The sequence below is a fragment of the Aquitalea sp. LB_tupeE genome (assembly GCF_013391415.1).
Lineage (GTDB): Bacteria > Pseudomonadota > Gammaproteobacteria > Burkholderiales > Chromobacteriaceae > Aquitalea.
The window spans coordinates 134461-150032 of sequence record NZ_JACAXB010000011.1 but is presented as its reverse complement, the minus strand read 5'-3'; the positions used below and the strand labels follow the sequence as shown (position 1 = coordinate 150032).

The 15572-nt window shown below is 59.1% G+C and carries 14 protein-coding genes; 8 read left to right on the top strand and 6 right to left on the bottom strand.

What is annotated here, in order from left to right:
• Positions 1-195 precede the first annotated feature (195 nt).
• Together HWX34_RS04935 and HWX34_RS04930 are read left to right on the top strand one after the other, a co-directional pair.
• The gene (locus HWX34_RS04935; protein ID WP_218645056.1) at positions 196-1512 is read left to right on the top strand and encodes a citrate-proton symporter; all 1317 of its coding nucleotides are present in this window, start codon (positions 196-198) and stop codon (positions 1510-1512) included.
• Between the two features lie 136 nt (positions 1513-1648).
• Positions 1649-3118: an amidase gene (locus tag HWX34_RS04930; protein ID WP_178971246.1), complete on the top strand. Its 1470-nt coding sequence runs from the start codon at positions 1649-1651 to the stop codon at positions 3116-3118.
• A 66-nt stretch (positions 3119-3184) separates the two neighbouring features.
• Here HWX34_RS04930 and HWX34_RS04925 read toward each other — a convergent pair whose 3' ends face one another.
• From HWX34_RS04925 to HWX34_RS04910, 4 genes are read right to left on the bottom strand one after another with little or no spacing between them, the layout of a single operon-like run.
• A complete protein-coding gene (locus tag HWX34_RS04925) occupies positions 3185-3757 on the bottom strand; it encodes a YceI family protein (RefSeq protein WP_178971245.1) in 573 nt (190 codons plus the stop codon).
• Positions 3758-3778: 21 nt separating this feature from the next.
• Positions 3779-4330, bottom strand: coding sequence for a YceI family protein (locus tag HWX34_RS04920; RefSeq protein ID WP_255496578.1), 552 nt, complete (start codon positions 4328-4330; stop codon positions 3779-3781).
• Between the two features lie 26 nt (positions 4331-4356).
• Complete coding sequence (locus HWX34_RS04915; protein ID WP_178971243.1) at positions 4357-4902, bottom strand: cytochrome b; 546 nt, start codon at positions 4900-4902, stop codon at positions 4357-4359.
• The gene (locus HWX34_RS04910; RefSeq protein ID WP_370459668.1) at positions 4889-5449 is read right to left on the bottom strand and encodes a MarR family winged helix-turn-helix transcriptional regulator; all 561 of its coding nucleotides are present in this window, start codon (positions 5447-5449) and stop codon (positions 4889-4891) included. The genes HWX34_RS04915 and HWX34_RS04910 overlap by 14 nt, the downstream gene beginning before the upstream one ends.
• A 139-nt stretch (positions 5450-5588) precedes the next feature.
• On the opposite strand from HWX34_RS04910, the gene moaA reads away from it, so the two are divergent.
• From moaA to HWX34_RS04880, 6 genes are all read left to right on the top strand, one after another.
• On the top strand, positions 5589-6569 hold the full coding sequence (gene moaA / locus HWX34_RS04905) for a GTP 3',8-cyclase MoaA (RefSeq protein WP_178971242.1): 981 nt from the start codon (positions 5589-5591) through the stop codon (positions 6567-6569).
• A 96-nt stretch (positions 6570-6665) separates the two neighbouring features.
• Complete coding sequence (locus tag HWX34_RS04900; protein ID WP_178971241.1) at positions 6666-7853, top strand: cell division protein ZipA C-terminal FtsZ-binding domain-containing protein; 1188 nt, start codon at positions 6666-6668, stop codon at positions 7851-7853.
• 55 nt (positions 7854-7908) lie between these two features.
• Positions 7909-10335: an NAD-dependent DNA ligase LigA gene (ligA, locus tag HWX34_RS04895; protein ID WP_178971240.1), complete on the top strand. Its 2427-nt coding sequence runs from the start codon at positions 7909-7911 to the stop codon at positions 10333-10335.
• Between the two features lie 10 nt (positions 10336-10345).
• Positions 10346-11785 carry a tetratricopeptide repeat protein gene (locus tag HWX34_RS04890; RefSeq protein ID WP_178971239.1) on the top strand — a complete coding sequence of 480 codons (1440 nt, stop codon included), beginning with the start codon at positions 10346-10348 and terminating at the stop codon, positions 11783-11785.
• Between the two features lie 82 nt (positions 11786-11867).
• Entirely contained in the window at positions 11868-12737 is an 870-nt protein-coding gene (galU, locus tag HWX34_RS04885) for a UTP--glucose-1-phosphate uridylyltransferase GalU (protein ID WP_178971238.1), read from the top strand.
• 65 nt (positions 12738-12802) lie between these two features.
• Positions 12803-13345 carry a hypoxanthine-guanine phosphoribosyltransferase gene (locus HWX34_RS04880; RefSeq protein WP_045846793.1) on the top strand — a complete coding sequence of 181 codons (543 nt, stop codon included), beginning with the start codon at positions 12803-12805 and terminating at the stop codon, positions 13343-13345.
• 74 nt (positions 13346-13419) lie between these two features.
• Here HWX34_RS04880 and HWX34_RS04875 read toward each other — a convergent pair whose 3' ends face one another.
• Positions 13420-14112 carry an energy transducer TonB gene (locus HWX34_RS04875; protein WP_178971237.1) on the bottom strand — a complete coding sequence of 231 codons (693 nt, stop codon included), beginning with the start codon at positions 14110-14112 and terminating at the stop codon, positions 13420-13422.
• 19 nt (positions 14113-14131) lie between these two features.
• Complete coding sequence (locus tag HWX34_RS04870; RefSeq protein ID WP_178971236.1) at positions 14132-15511, bottom strand: MFS transporter; 1380 nt, start codon at positions 15509-15511, stop codon at positions 14132-14134.
• Positions 15512-15572: the final 61 nt, after the last annotated feature.

The window sequence follows — 15572 nt, the reverse complement described above, 5'->3', positions numbered from 1 at the left end:
CTTGCTGAACATTCCTGCCTGATTTGTTGTCTGCCCGCTTGCGCATGGCAGTTCTGGGCTTGGCAGATAGGCCAGTAGCATACGGTTTGATCCCTCTCTACCGTGCAGGGCTGTTTCGTCCGATTTCTCCTGGCTGACCTGCGATCTGCAGTCGGCGCGGAGTGGCAGTCCAACCCGTTGGCTGGAGGTGGCAAGGTGGAAAATCCGGTTTCCCGTAAACGGCAAATCATTGCTGCAGTGCTGGGCAATACGCTGGAGTGGTACGACTTCATTGTCTATGGCTTCATGACCAGCATCATTTCCAAACTGTTCTTCCCGGCAGATGGCAACGAATTCATCTCCCTGTTGATGGCAACGGCTACTTTCGGGGTCGGTTTCTTCATGCGGCCCGTCGGTGGGGTGCTGCTGGGCATTTATGCCGATCGCAAAGGACGCAAGGCCGCCATGCAGCTGATCATGGCCATCATGGCGCTGGTTTCCCTGCTGATCGCCTGTGCTCCACCTTATGCTGCCATTGGTGTGGCAGCTCCCTTGCTCATCGTGCTGGCCCGTTTGCTGCAGGGCTTTGCCACCGGAGGAGAATATGCCAGCGCAACGGCATTCCTGGTAGAAGCAGCCCCACCGCATCAGCGTGGCCTGTATGGTTCCTGGCAACTGGTTGGTCAGATGCTGGCTATTCTGGGCGGCGCAGGAATGGGGGCCTTGATCACCCATAATCTGGATCAGGGGCAACTGGAGAGCTGGGGCTGGCGGCTGCCTTTTGTCGTGGGGCTGCTGATTGCGCCGGTAGGCTTGTGGATACGCCGCTACATGGATGAAACCGAGGCATTCGTCGATGCCGCGCAAACCGATGCCAGCGATGAAGCTACTTCCATGCAGGCTGCCTTGCAGCAAAACCGGCGTCATATCCTGCTGACCATCGGCTTGACCATCCCCGGCACTGCTGCCTTCTATGTACTGCTGGTGAACATGCCAGCGTATGTCCATCGCCAGTTCGGCTTGCCGCTGGATCAGGTGTTTTCCATTCAAATGCTGGTGGTGGCCTGGATGACATTGCTGATTCCGCTATCTGGTGCCTTGTCAGACCGCATCGGCCGCCGCCCATTGCTGCTCTGGCCCTATGTCGGCCTGCTGCTGGCTGTCTATCCCGGTTTTGCCTGGTTCGCCGCTGCGCCCGGCATAGAGCGCCTGTTATTGGTGCAGTTACTGTTCTGCACCTTGCTGGGCCTGAGTTTTGGCCCGGCACCCACGGCGGTTTCGGAATTATTCCCGGTCAAGGTGCGCTCCACCGGGGTTTCCATCGGCTACAACCTGGCCGTAATGATTTTTGGCGGCTTTGCGCCCTTCATCGTTACCTGGCTGTCCGGTTCAACGGGTTCACCAATCGCCCCTGTCTACTATTTGCTGTTTTCCACAGCCTTGGGTGTGGTGGCCTGCTATTACCTGCCCCGCGAAGAGGCCGGAATGCAGCCACGGTCAGATGGGATTCCTGCTGGTCAGCATCCGTCCTGATACTTCGTGTGCGAGGCCACTCCGGCTAACCGTACTGTGCCGCGATGATGGGGTGCGCCATTCGCTTTGATGTGCTGCCCTTGGTCGCAGCTTTCAGCGTTTCAACTGCATTTGTATCTATCTTCCAGGAGTTCCCATGCTGGCCAGTACCTCTTCCCTTAACCCGATCGTGGCACTGGACGCGCTGCAATTGTCGCGTGCCATCCATCAGCGGCACTATTCCTGTGTCGAGGTCATGCAGGCTTATCTGTCCCATATCGCGGTGATCAACCCCCAGGTCAACGCACTGGTGTCCTTGCAGGATGAAGAAGGCTTGCTGCAACAGGCTGCGCAATGTGATGCCGAATTACATGCCGGCAAGTCGCGCGGCTGGATGCACGGCATGCCGCAGGCCATCAAGGACTTGTCTGCCACGCAGGGCATTCCCACCACCATGGGCTCGCCCTTGTATCAGAACCACATTCCTGCGGCGGACAGCATCATGGTGGCACGCATGCGCAGCGCCGGTGCCATTGTCATCGGCAAGACCAATACGCCTGAATTCGGTGCCGGTTCACACACCTACAATGCTGTTTTTGGTGCCACGGGCAATGCCTATGATCCCGCACGCAGCGCCGGCGGCAGCAGCGGTGGCGCTGCGGTTGCCCTGGCCTTGCGCATGCTGCCCGTTGCCGATGGCAGCGACATGATGGGTTCCTTGCGTAATCCCGCAGCATTCAACAATGTATTCGGTTTTCGCCCCAGCTGGGGGATGGTTCCCTTGGGGTCATCGCCCGAACTCTTCTTGCAGCAGCTGGCAACCGAAGGGCCAATGGGCAGGTCGGTTCCGGATGTGCTGGCTTTGTTGCGCACACAGATGGGGCCGGACTCAAGAGCTCCGTTAGCCTGTGCCCCGTCATTGCCGGAACAGTCGCTGGAGCAAGACTTCGGAGCTTGCCGCCTCGGCTGGCTGGGCGACTGGAATGGCTATCTGCCGATGGAGCAGGGCGTGTTGTCACAATGTGAGATAGTGCTGTCCGATTTCACCGCGCTTGGCTGTTCCGTAGAGGCCTGCAGCATCGATTTTGATCCATCCAGCCTGTGGGAAAGCTGGGCAGTGCACCGCCACTGGTTGATGGCAGGCAGCCTGTATGCCGATTATCAGGACCCGGCGCGCCGTTGCCAGCTCAAGCCTGAACTGCTGTGGGAGATAGAAGGCGGGCTGCAATTGAGTGCGCTGGATGTTTATCGTGCATCCCGTATCCGCAGCGACTGGTATCGTGCCGTGCTGCGTTTGTTTGAGGACTACGATTTCCTGCTATTGCCCAGTGCTCAGGTCTACCCGTTTGCGCTGGAACAGCATTGGCCACGGATGATTGCCGGGCGCGTGATGAGTAGCTATCACCGCTGGATGGAAGTGGTGATCGGGCCGACCATGGCCGGCTTGCCGGTGATGAATGTACCGGTTGGATTTGGCAGCCAGGGTTTGCCCATGGGCTTGCAAATTATCGGGCGACCGCATGGCGACATGGCCGTCTTGCAATTGGCTCATGCCTATGACCAGCAGTGCCAGTGGGTGCAGCGCTTCCTGCCATCGCTGTTGCACAGGTCGGCTGATGTTGTTTGATTATTCGGCTGTGACAAGAAAAAACCCGCAGTTGCGGGTTTTTTCTTGGGTGTGAGCTGTTAGGGCTTACTGAGCCTTGACGGCTTCAATGGCTACTTTCAGGGTCACGTCGTCAGCAATGGCCGGCAGGAAGGTTTTCATGCCGAAATCGCTACGCTTGATGGTGGTTTCCGCGTTGGCACCGTAGGTTTCCTGGCCGCTCATCGGGTTCTTGCCGCCACCGAAGTTGGTAACGGTCAGGGTAACCGGCTTGGTTACACCCAGAATGGTCAGGTTGCCGTTAACAGCAGTCAGCTTGTCGCCAGCAAATTTCAGGTCGGTAGACTTGAAGGTGATGGTGGGGAACTGGGCCACATTGAAGAAATCCTTGCTCTTCAGGTGGTTGTCGCGGGCGGCCAGGTAGGTTTGCAGGGAGTTGGTGTCGATAGTGATATCAACAGCACCCTTCTTGGCTTCGGTATCCAGCACCACGGTGCCGGCAGTCTTGGTGAATACACCGGACTGCACCGAGAAACCCAGGTGGCGCACATCGTACTGGGCTACGGTGTGGGTCGGATCCACGCTATAGCTTACCGGAGCTGCAACAGCCGCACCTGCAATGGCGGAAAACACGGCAGCGAACAGGGCTTTCTTCATCATGACTTCAACTCTCCTGAGTGTTTATTTGCTGGCCGGAATGGCCACTTTGAACTTGATTTGCACTTCATCAGCCACTGTGCCGGTATCGGCCCAGTCGCCCTCACCAATCTTGTAAGCCAGGCGCGAAACCGGCAGTACGCCTTCCACCACGGTCAGACCGCCTTCCTGACGTGCGGTGAACGGTGCAGTCACATCACGGGTATTGCCCTTGATGGTCAGCTTGCCTGCTACTTGCAATTTGCCACCACCCAGCGGCTTGATGCTGCTGCTGACAAAGCGCGCAGTCGGGAATTTGGCCACATTGAACCAGTCGGCCTTTTTGGCCTCGCCCACCGCTTCGGCTGTGGGCAGGCTGATGCTGGCCGTGTCTATGGTGATGTCAGCCTTGCCGGCTTCCGGCTTTTTCAGGTCCAGCACCACATTGCCGCTGAATTTCTTGAAGCTGCCATTCACCGGCACATTCAGCTGCTTCATGGTGAAGTTGATCTGGCTCTTGCCGGCATCCAGTGCGGCAGCCTGGGTCAGCGGGGCGGCAACAATCAGGGCTGCTGCCATCAGTTTCAGTTGATGCATGCGCATTCTTGCTCCAGTTAACAGTTTTATTGACGGGGACCGCGCAGGCTCATGCGGAAGAGCATGCCGTCCTTGTCCACCACATGATGTTTCACTGCCGCCAGTACATGGCCGACCACACAGGCCGCCATGATCCAGTTCAGGGTTTCATGCACGGTTTTCAGTGTGGCTGCCAGTTGTTCGTTCTGGGCCACCAGATCCGGCAGTTGCACCAGCTTGAACAACACCACCGGGAAGCCATAGGCCGAACTCATCAGCCAGCCGGTTAGCGGTACGGCAAACATCAGCAGGTAGAGGGCGATGTGACCGCCATGTGCCAACAGACGTTCCATGTTGCCCATATGAGCCGGCAGCGCTGGTGGCTGCTTGAGCAAACGAACCACCAGTCGCACTGCAACCAGGGTCAGAACCGAAATGCCAGCCCATTTATGCCAGGCGATATATTTGAACTTGGCCGGGGAGAGCGGCATGTCTGATACCACCAGTCCCCAGATGAAAGTGGCAATGATCAGGCCGGCAATCAGCCAGTGCAGCAAAATGGCTGGCGGCGCATAACGTTCAGTCGGTTTCAATTTTCTTTTGCTCCAATACTTGGTTGAAGGCTGCACGCAAACGTGCCAGTTGCTGGCAAAGTTCAGACATGACGGCAGGTTCCAGCAAATCAAATGCAGGCTGCATGAATGCAAGATGAGCCGGAAAAACCTGCTGGAACAAAGCCTCGCCTTGCGCTGTCAATGCCACCATCACGCTGCGGCGGTCCTGCTCCAGTGTGCAGCGGGTGACGATACCCTTGTCGATCAAGCGGTCAATGACACCCGTCAGCGTGCCCTTGGTAATCAGCGTTTTTTCCGACAGTTCCTTGCAACTCATTCCCGGGGTATTCCCCAGGGTCGCCACAACGTCAAATTGTGGCGGGGTGAGATCCATTTGCCGGATATGAAAGGCCGATAATTGTTCGAATGCCTGGTAAGTCCGGGCCAATTCACGAATGACAGACAGGGACAGCTCCTTGTTGACATGAGGCATGAGGCAACCTTTGTTTTGATCAGTATAGTTCTTGTTAGTACAAAATAACAAGCCATTCGAGAATAATTCTCGTCGCAGCAACAAAAACGCCACAGTACTATCCCGGCGCAAATTGACTGTATTAAACGAAAATAATTCCTGATGGCTGTCGACAAGGAAAAGAAATCGCTATTCTGAATACTATCCGTTTATGTGCAATCGGTTTAACACCCTATCACCCGGTAGCAACATCATGAGCACTCTGCAGGATCGTTTTGGCCGCAGTATTGACTACCTCCGCCTGTCGGTGACCGACCGTTGCGACTTGCGTTGCAGCTATTGCATTCCCAAAGGATTCAAGGACTTCGAAGAGCCGGAGCACTGGCTCACCTTTGAGGAAATCAACCGCGTGGTGGCAGCGTTTGTCCGTTTGGGTACCCGTCGGGTCCGCCTGACCGGCGGCGAACCCTTGCTGCGGCGCAACCTGCCGCAGCTGGCGGCCAGCCTGGCTGCGCTGCCCGGATTGCAGGACCTCTCGCTCAGTACCAATGCCACTCAGCTTGCGCGTCATGCACATGCCTTGCAGGCTGCGGGTGTACACCGGGTGAATGTCAGCCTGGATTCCTTGCGCCGCGAATGCGTCAACAGCATCACCGGCCATGACAGTTTGCCGCAGGTGATGGCCGGGCTGCAGGCCGCCAAGGCGGCGGGCCTCTCTCCCATCAAGATCAATATGGTTGCCATGAAGGGCATCAACGAGGCTGATATTGAAACCATGGTGGGCTTCTGTATCGAGCACGGCTTCATCCTGCGGCTGATCGAAGCCATGCCGATGGGCGATACCGGTCGCAACACCAGTTATCTGGATTTGCAACCTGTACTGGAACAGCTGCGCCAGCGTTTTGCCTTGTTACCGCAAAACCAGGAGCTGGGCGGCGGGCCTGCCCGCTATTGGCGCAGTGCGGATGGGGCCTTCACCCTGGGGGTGATTACCCCGATCTCCCAGCACTTCTGTGCAACTTGCAATCGGGTCCGGCTGTCAGTAGATGGCACACTCTATATGTGCCTTGGCCAGGAGGAACGCTTCGCACTGCGCCCATTGTTGCGGGCCGGTATCAGCGATGCCGAATTGGAAATGGCTATCCGGGAGGCGATCGAACTGAAACCCGAGCGCCACGAATTCCGCGAAAAACCGGGCAAACTCATCCGTATCATGTCGATGACCGGCGGTTAAGCGCACAAACGCTGCAAGTTTGCGCCAGACATAGCCTGTACGGGCCCGCTTTCGTTATACTATTGGCAAATTATTCGCCTTAACGCGGACGGCCTAATGAGCGAATTGCAGATTGGTGTATTGATATTGGGCGTGGCAGTGATTGCCCTGGTGTTCGGATTCAATGTTTTTCAAGAGTGGCGCTTTCGCAAGAAGGCCAGCCAGGCTTTTGCGCGCCCTCATGACGACGTACTGCTGAACGTCCCTAAAAACAATGTGCGTGACGGTGTGCGTGCCGATCGCATGGAGCCAGTGCTGGCTGACGGCATGCATGTTCCGGCGTCATATGATGACGAGCCGTTCGAACCGGAAATTCCGGAAGATACCAGCCTGATCATGCCGGCAGCGGTGGAGCGCCCGGTGCCGCAGCCCGAACCCATGCCCTTGCCCGCGCGTGACGACGAAGAGAACAGCGGCTTCGAATCGGCCGATCACCAGGCACTGGTCGCTGCCTTGCTGGATCCCTCGCTGGACTTCATCGCCGAGGTGGTGTTCCACGAGCCGCACGAACTGGCCGCCATGCCGCGTTTTAACGTCGGCAAACGTACCCACATCATCGGTCGCACCGAAAAGGGCTTGTGGAAACCGGCCGAAGCCCTGCCAGGAACCCGTTACAAGCAAATCAATATCGGCATGCAGATGGTGGATCGCAGCGGTGCCGTTACCGAACCGGAACTGGCCGGCTTTTGCCAGCAGGTTTCCCGTTTTGCCGAAGAACACGATGCCGCAGTCAGCTTCCCGCAACGTCAGCAAAAGCTGGTGGCCGCGCGCGAATTGGACCGCTTCTGTGCCGATGTGGACGTATTGATCGGCATCAATGTGGTGCCACGGGTGGCCGTGGAAGGCACCCGCCTGCGCAGTTTTGTCGAGGCCGGTGGCCTGCAACTGGAGCCGGATGGCGCATTCCATTATCTGGCTGACTCCGGCAATACCCTGTATTCGCTGATGGCGGCAGACCAGATGCCCTTCACCTTCCATACCCTGCTGGACAAATCCTTTCCGGCGCTCACCCTGCTGTTCGACGTGCCGCGCGTAGCCGGTGGCGTGGATGTATTCGACCGCGCCGTGCTGTTTGCCAAGCAACTGGCGGCGGAGTTCGATGCCCAGCTGGTGGATGACAACCGCCGGGTGCTGTCCGATGTGGGGCTGGCCCGCATTCGCGACCAACTGGTCCATATTTACAGCAGCATGGATGACCGGGGTATTGCTCCGGGCAGCGTGGCTGCCCTCAGGTTGTTTGCCTGATACCCATTGCACGCAGGCCGGCTCATGCCGGCCTTTTTCTGTTTGAGACCACGAGATGAGTACCAACGATCTTGTTGCCCGCGCCAGCGACTTGCGTCAACGGCTGACGCGCTATGGCCACGAATACTATGTGCTGGATGCCCCCAGCGTACCGGATGCCGAATACGATCGGCTGTTCCGTGAACTGCAAGCGCTGGAAGACGCCCACCCGGAACTGAAAACCCCGGACTCTCCCACCTTGCGGGTGGGGGGAGCGCCTTTGCCCGCGTTCAGCCAGGTCACCCACCGCGTGCCCATGCTGTCGCTGGGCAATGCCTTTTCCGACATGCAAGCGGATGATTTTGACCTGCGCCATGCCGAGTTGATCCAGTTTGACGAGCGCATTCGCCGCGAACTGGGCGAAACAGTCATCCGCTATGCCACCGAACCCAAATTTGACGGTCTGGCCATCAGCCTGCTGTACCGTGACGGCGTGCTGGAGCAGGCGGCAACCCGCGGTGACGGCATTACCGGCGAAAACGTAACGGAAAACATCCGCACCATTCAGTCCATTCCCCTGAAACTGGCCATCAGCCAGCCACCGGCCTTGCTAGAGGTACGTGGTGAAGTGCTGATGTTCAAGCGGGACTTCGAACGGCTGAATGCCGAGCAACTAGCTCGTGGCGACAAGACTTTTGCCAACCCGCGCAATGCGGCGGCAGGCAGTTTGCGCCAGCTGGATTCCCGCATTACCGCCCAGCGTCGGCTGTCTTTTTTTGCTTATGCCATTGCCCAGGTGGAAGGCGCCAGCTGGCCCGCCACCCATGCAGCAGAAATGGACTGGCTGCAGCAGCTGGGCTTTCCGGTGGTGGCGGCAGACTTGCGTCCGGTAGTGGAAGGTGCCGCAGGCCTGGCCAGCTACTACGAAACGGTCATGCAGCGCCGTCCCGCACTGCCGTTCGAAATTGACGGCGTGGTGTACAAGGTGGATAGCCGTGCCTTGCAAGAAGAGCTGGGCTTTGTGTCGCGCGCGCCGCGCTGGGCCATTGCCCACAAATTCCCGGCCGAAGAGGCCGTCACCCTGGTGGAAGCCATCGAGGAGCAAGTTGGGCGCACTGGTGCCATCACCCCGGTTGCGCGCCTGCAAGCGGTGTTTGTCGGAGGGGTGACCGTCACCAACGCCACCTTGCACAACGAAGACGAAGTGCGCCGCAAGGATGTACGCGTTGGTGACAGCGTTATCGTGCGCCGGGCTGGTGATGTGATTCCCGAAGTGGTAGCCGTGGTGCTGGAGCGCCGCCCGATGCGCCCGCAAGCCGGTGGCGACCTGTTCAGCCAGGGTGAAGAACCGCAGTATCCGGCCTATCGCCTGCCCAGCCATTGCCCGGTATGTGGCAGTCATGTGGTGCGCGAAGAAGGCGAAGCCATTGCCCGCTGTTCCGGCGGACTGTCCTGCCAGGCCCAGCGCAGCCAGGCCATCCAGCATTTTGCCGGACGCCGCATGATGGATATTGACGGCCTGGGCGAACGTTACATCGACAAGCTGGTGGAGTATGGCTATGTGCACAGCGTGGCCGATCTGTACCGGCTGACGCTGGATGATCTGCTGGAAATGAAACGCCGGGCGGATGAAGACGAAGGCGTGACGCCGGAAACGGTAAAAGCCGGCAAGGTGGCCAGCAAATGGGCAGAAAACCTGCTGGAGGCCATAGCCGCCAGCCGTACCCCGCCGCTGGCACGCTTGCTGTTTGCACTGGGCATTCGCCATGTGGGTGAGTCCACCGCCAAGACACTGGCAGACTGGCTGGGTTCACTGGCGCTGATCCGCCGTGCGCCTGCCGCCCTGTTTGCCGCGCTGCCCGATATTGGCGGTGTGGTGGCGCAATCGCTGGCAGATTTTTTTGCCGAAGCCAATAACGAAGCGGCGCTGGATGCCCTGTTGCAGTATGTCAGCCCGGCTGACGAGCATGCCCCCTCTGCCAAGCTGGCAGAGCGGCTGGAGCCGGCAGTCCTGCTGGCCAGGCTGGACATTCCACGGCTGACCGAGGTGCGCAGCCAGCAACTGGCGGCCCAGGTCAGCGGGCTGGAGCAGCTGGCGCGCATGGAAAGACGCCAGCTCTTGCTGCTGCAATTGCCGGCCGAAGTCATCAATGCGCTGGCCGACTGGCTGGACGTCCCGACCCAGCGCAGTGGCTTGCAGGCATTGTCTGCCTTGCGTGACGAAATCCTGACGCAATTGCCATCCGAGACCGCAGCCGCCCATCCGCTGTTTGACGGCAAAACCTTCGTGCTGACCGGCACCCTGCCCACGCTGTCACGCGATGCAGCCAAGGCGCTGATTGAGGCCGCGGGAGGCAAGGTGTCTGGCAGCGTTTCCAAGAAAACCCATTTCGTGGTGGCCGGAGCCGAAGCAGGCAGCAAACTGGCCAAGGCCGAAGAGCTGGGCGTTGCCATTCTGGACGAAGCCGGGTTGCAAGCCATGTTGCAGCAAACTGCGGACTGAAAGGGACATCATGCGCGAAACGGCATTCGAGCGCGGCAACCGTCTGGCGGCAGCCGATCAGCAAGAGCAAGCCATTGCTGCCTTCAGCCAGTGTCTGCAACACAATCCGCAGGATTGGCAGGCCTTGTTCAATCGTGGCACGGCGCATATGCGGCTGAAACAGTACCCGCAGGCATTGGAGGATTATCTGGCTGCTGCAGCCCTGAATCCGTCCTCCAGCAATATCAAATGCAATCTGGCGGTGCTGCTCAAAGAACTGGGCGAACTGACCCTGGCGGAAAACCTGCTGCTGGAAGTGTTGCAGGCCGAACCGCAGCATGCCGAGGCCTGGAGCAATCTGGGCGTGGTGTTGCAATACGCGTTGCGTTACGACGATGCCGTAGTCTGCCACCAGAATGCCCTGCAACTGGCCGGCGCCAGTGGAGGGCTGCTGAACAATCTGGGCAATGCCCTGACTTGCGCCTTGCGGCTGGAAGAGGCGGTCACTGCCTATCGCCAGGGTCTGGAACTGCAGCCGGATAATGCTTATCTGGCTTTCAACCTGTCGGTGGCCTTGCTGTTGCAGGGCGAGTACCGCGCAGCCTGGCCGCTGTACGAACAGCGCTGGCGCACCATCATGCAGCCGCGTTACCGCGAACATGCCTGGCAAGGCCAGCCGCTGGGCGATCAGCACTTGCTGGTGTGGGCCGAACAAGGGCTGGGCGATACCCTGCAAATGGCACGCTTCCTGCCCGTTTTGCGTCAGCAGCACCCGGCAGCTCGCATTACGCTGGCTTGTCAGACGGCTTGCCTGCGTTTGTTCGGTCAGCTGGAGGGCATTGACCTGGTGCCACTGGAAGATGCCCCGCCAGCCTTCGATTGGCAAATTCCACTGATGTCCTTGCCACTGCGGCTGGATGTCACCCTGGACACCTTGTCCGACCAGCCCTATCTACGAGCCGACCCCGTACTGTGTACCGCGCAGGCGCAACGCCTGCCAGCCAGACAGGCTGGCCGCCTGCGGGTGGGGATAGTCTGGGAAACCGGCAGCTGGGGCGTGGGCATTGCCGACCATGGCCGCCAGAACAAATCGGTGCCGCTCGCGCAGTTTCTGCCCTTGCTGGACATGCCGCAGGTGGATTTTGTCTCGCTGCAACTGGGCGCACTGCCTGCGGAATTGCAAGGGCGCGTCCATGCCGCCCAGATCGGCGATTTTGCCGATACCGCCGCCATTATCGAACAGCTGGATCTGGTGATCAGCGTCGATACCTCGGTGGTGCACCTGGCCGGGGCATTGGGCAAGCCGGTATGGGTGTTGATGCGGGCGGAAAGCGCACCGTTTTTCATGGCCAGCGCAGAAGTGTCACCCTGGTATGCCAGCATGCGTATTTGCCGTCAGCAGACCCCGGGCGATTGGCCGCCACTGATTGACAGCGTGGCAAAAACGCTGCGGCAGTGGCATCCCTGTTGAGTTGTTGTTTGGAGCGGCGTGCAAGTCAGGTATAGAATGCGCGCCAGTCAGAAATATTTTCAATTGAAGACTTTTTACGACGATGAAAAAAATCAGCAAGGCTGTATTCCCGGTTGCCGGTCTGGGCACCCGTTTTTTGCCGGCAACCAAGGCCAGTCCCAAAGAAATGCTGCCAGTGGTGGATAAACCGCTGATCCAGTATGCAGTGGAGGAGGCCATCGCCGCCGGCATTACCGAGCTGATTTTCATCACCGGTCGTAACAAGCGCTCCATCGAAGATCATTTCGACAAGGCCTACGAGCTGGAAACCGAGCTGGAGAACAAGAACAAGCAGAAGCTGCTGGACACGGTGCGCGGCATCATCCCGCCGTCGGTCAGCTGCATCTACATCCGCCAGACCGAGGCCCTGGGCCTGGGCCATGCAGTATTGTGTGCCCGTCCGGTGGTGGGGGATGAACCGTTTGCCGTGATTCTGGCGGACGACCTGATTGATGGCGAGCCCGGTGCCATGGAGCAAATGGTGAGCCTGTTCGATACCACGCACAGCTCGGTGCTGGGGGTGGAAACCGTGGCACGCGAAGAGACCGGCTCTTATGGCATTGTGGAAGTCAGCAGCCAGCAGCATGGTCAGCAGCGTGTGGTCAGCATTGTGGAAAAGCCGCATCCGGATGTGGCACCGTCCAATCTGGCCGTGGTGGGGCGTTACATCCTCACCCCGCGCATTTTCGACAAATTGCTGAATACCACGCCGGGTGCCGGTGGTGAAATCCAGCTGACCGACGGCATTGCCGCCTTGCTGAAAGAAGAGGCCGTACTGGCGCTGCCGTTCAAGGGAACCCGCTTTGATTGCGGTTCCAAGCTGGGCTATCTGAAAGCCACGGTCAGCTACGGCCTGAAGCACCATGAAGTAGCAAAAGATTTCTCGGCTTATCTGCAAGAACTGCAGGGCTGATCCATTATTAACCATCACGCCGCTCCAGCGACGGAGCGGCGTTTGCATTTTCTCTAGGAGCCAACATGCCTAACATTGCCGAAGCCCGTGGCCTGATCAACAGTTCGGATATTCTGTTTACTGCCGAACAAGTGAGCGCAGCCGTTGATCGCATGGCAGAAGAAATCACTGCCAAGCTGGGGGAGACCTACCCGCTGGTGCTGTCCGTGATGGGTGGTGCCGTGGTGTTTACCGGTCAGCTGCTGCCGCGTCTGAACTTCCCGCTGGATTTCGACTATGTGCACGTATCCCGCTATGGCGACAAGACCCACGGCGGCGAACTGGTATGGAAACAGGCTCCGAAAGAGGACGTGCAAGATCGCGTGGTACTGGTGCTGGATGACATTCTGGACGAAGGCCACACCATGGCTGCCATCCGCGACAAAGTAATGGGCATGGGTGCCAAGGAATTCTACAGCGGCGTATTTGCCAACAAGCTGATCCCCAAGGACAAGCCGATTGCTGCTGACTTTGTCGGCCTGGACGTGCCGGACCGTTATGTATTCGGTTATGGCATGGACGTACGTGGCGCCTGGCGTAACCTGCCGGCCATCCATGCGCTGAAGTAATCAAGCACACGAAGATCGGCCAGAAAGCCGCCCGCAGTCAGACTGCTGGCGGCTTTTTTCATGCCCGCTGCCCGTCAGGGCGCTTGCAGCGAGAAAGTAATGGGGACTTGCAGGCTGGACTCGAGCGCCACCCCATCCTGCTTTGCCGGGATGAAACGCCAGTCGGCCACCGCTTGCCGGGCCGCTTCGTCCAGACGACGGCTGCGGCTGCTGCCAGTTACTTCCACTTGCAGCGCACGTCCCTCGGCACTCACCCGCACCTGCAAAATCACCCGGCCTTGTTCGCCCAGCTCGCGGGAGCGTTCCGGGTAGGGTGGTTCAGGGTTGTGCAGATAGGCTGAGCGGTACAGTGCAGGCTGATGCACGCTTGCCCCGCTGTTTGCGGGTTTGGCGTTGCTGCCCTCGCCAGTATTGGTCATGGTGCTGCCCGGTGCCGTGCTGACTGTTGCAGCCGGGTTGGCAGTGGCCGCCGGATGCGGGCTGCTGTCGGCCACAGGCTGCACCTGCGTGTTGGCTGGTGCCGTCATCGTGGCATGAGCACTGTGGCTTGTGCTGTGCAGCGGGGACTGGCTGGCTGCTGCACGTGTTCTTGCCTTGGTGGCTGTCGGGGCGGGAGCGGCTTGTAATTGCAATGGCAAGGCGGCGGGCAGCGGCGGTGGTGTGTGCAGCAGGGCAGGGGCCAGCCCGAACAACAATGTGCCATGCAGCAGGCCGGATAGCAGCAAGGCGGTGGACAGCCTGGAGCGGGGCAGAAAGGTAACAGGCATCACGGTTGGTCTTGGGGGCTCAGCAACGCATGCTGGCGCGCGGGCGGGCGTATTGCCACCATGCTACCGCCATCGAAACCAGATAAAAAGCCAGAAACAGCAAAAATGCCGGAACAAAGCTGGCAAACCAGTCCAGCGCATTGCCAAATGCCTTGGGAATGAAAAAACCGCCCAAGGTGGCGGATACCGAACTGATGCTCATGGCGGCCACGCCACGGCGGCCTCCACGGGCATAGGCATCGGCCACGCTTTCACCGCTATCCCTGGCCTGCCGCCCGGCCTCAATCAGGAATACCTTGGGGGATAGCTGATAGGAGGAACCGTTGCCCATGCCGGCGGCAAAGAAAATCAGCTGCATGGACACCAGAAACAGGCTGAAGCTGCCGCCATCGCTGTCGCTCGGCAGGCTGTACAGAACGCCCAGTGTTGCCAGCGCCATCAGCAGATTGCACATCAGCGTGGTGATGCCGCCGCCGATGCGGTCGCCGCACCAGCCGCCAATCGGGCGTGCCAACGCGCAGATCATGGGCCCCAGAAACAGATAGGGCGTGACATTCACCTGCGGGAACAGCGCATGGGCCAATAGCGGGAAGGCGGCAGAAAAGCCGATGAAGGTGCCATAGCTGCTGAGATAAAGCAGGCAGATATACCAGGTATGGCGTTCCTTCATCATCAGCCACTGGTCGTGCAGGGTCAGCCGCAGCTTGGGCAGGTCGTGCGCATACAGGAGGCAGAGTAAGGTCATCAGCAAAATCGGCAGAATCCAGATATAGCCAGCATTTTGCAGCCATATCGGATGGACCTGCGCGCCGCGACCCCAGATTTGCGCATCGCCCGCCAGGCTGCCGAACAGTGGCAGGCTGATTGCCAGCGGTACCACGATCTGCACCACTGACACCCCAAGATTACCCATTCCCGCATTCAGCCCCATGGCAAAGCCCTTGGCTGATTTGGGGAAGAAAAAGCTGGTATTGGACAAGTGGGATGAAGACGCTGCACCACCAATGCCGCAGCAGGCTGCTACCAGCAATAGCAGCGGAAAGGGCGCGCTGATGTCCTGCACCAGCCAGCCCACGCCCAGCGCAGGAATCAGCAGGAACAGGGTGGAAATACCCAGCCAGGTGCCGCCGCCCACCCAGCTCCAGATGCAGGCATAAAACAGGCGCATGATGGCGCCGACCAGCGGCGGAATGGATACCAGCAGAAACTGCTGCTGACCTGTCATGGCAAAGCCGACTGCCGGCAGATTGCTGACAACAATGCTCCACATCATCCAGACGTTGAAGTTCAGATGCAGGGCGAGGGTGGAAAGCAGCAGATTGCGGTTGGCAATCCTGCGGCCGCGGGTCAGCCAGAAAATGATGTTTTCCGGCTCCCAGCGCGTGATGCGGACGGTCATGCCAGCGGTCCCAAAGAAGAATAATCGCAGCCCGTTTTGCTGCAAGTCGCGCAGTATGAGC

What these genes read in the sequence shown, in the direction of transcription:
- HWX34_RS04890 (WP_178971239.1), top strand. Translation starts at nt 10,346, where the DNA reads ATGCGCGAAACGGCATTCGAGCGCGGCAACCGTCTGGCGGCAGCCGAT.
- HWX34_RS04930 (WP_178971246.1), top strand. Translation starts at nt 1,649, where the DNA reads ATGCTGGCCAGTACCTCTTCCCTTAACCCGATCGTGGCACTGGACGCG.
- HWX34_RS04880 (WP_045846793.1), top strand. Translation starts at nt 12,803, where the DNA reads ATGCCTAACATTGCCGAAGCCCGTGGCCTGATCAACAGTTCGGATATT.
- HWX34_RS04900 (WP_178971241.1), top strand. Translation starts at nt 6,666, where the DNA reads ATGAGCGAATTGCAGATTGGTGTATTGATATTGGGCGTGGCAGTGATT.
- HWX34_RS04875 (WP_178971237.1), bottom strand. Translation starts at nt 14,112, where the DNA reads ATGCCTGTTACCTTTCTGCCCCGCTCCAGGCTGTCCACCGCCTTGCTG.
- galU (WP_178971238.1), top strand. Translation starts at nt 11,868, where the DNA reads ATGAAAAAAATCAGCAAGGCTGTATTCCCGGTTGCCGGTCTGGGCACC.
- HWX34_RS04925 (WP_178971245.1), bottom strand. Translation starts at nt 3,757, where the DNA reads ATGATGAAGAAAGCCCTGTTCGCTGCCGTGTTTTCCGCCATTGCAGGT.
- ligA (WP_178971240.1), top strand. Translation starts at nt 7,909, where the DNA reads ATGAGTACCAACGATCTTGTTGCCCGCGCCAGCGACTTGCGTCAACGG.
- moaA (WP_178971242.1), top strand. Translation starts at nt 5,589, where the DNA reads ATGAGCACTCTGCAGGATCGTTTTGGCCGCAGTATTGACTACCTCCGC.
- HWX34_RS04920 (WP_255496578.1), bottom strand. Translation starts at nt 4,330, where the DNA reads ATGCATCAACTGAAACTGATGGCAGCAGCCCTGATTGTTGCCGCCCCG.
- HWX34_RS04870 (WP_178971236.1), bottom strand. Translation starts at nt 15,511, where the DNA reads ATGACCGTCCGCATCACGCGCTGGGAGCCGGAAAACATCATTTTCTGG.